The organism is Leifsonia sp. HAY1-4F (assembly GCF_056755275.1).
The window spans coordinates 1-264 of the sequence record NZ_JBNDHX010000338.1 but is presented as its reverse complement, the minus strand read 5'-3'; the positions used below and the strand labels follow the sequence as shown (position 1 = coordinate 264).

The window sequence follows — 264 nt, the reverse complement described above, 5'->3', positions numbered from 1 at the left end:
CACGAGGACGTCGCGACCATGCAGGAGGAGCTCCTGCAGACCGCGATCCAGGCCGTCAAGGACAAGCACGGCGCCGAGATCGAGGAGCTGTTCGGCCTCGAGGTGCAGGTGCCCGCGATCCCGTTCCCGCGCATCCCGCTCGCGGAGGCGCTGGAGATCGTGAAGGCGCGAGGCTACGAGGTCCCGCGCACCGACGGCGACCTCGACCCGGAGGGTGAGCGGCAGATCTCGGCGCACGTCGAGGAGACCTACGGCCACCAGTTC

General features: G+C 69.7%; 1 pseudogene. It reads left to right on the top strand.

The window, feature by feature from the left end:
- Positions 1-264 (top strand): annotated as a pseudogene (locus ACPYOG_RS19745) (aspartate--tRNA(Asn) ligase); the annotation flags it as partial.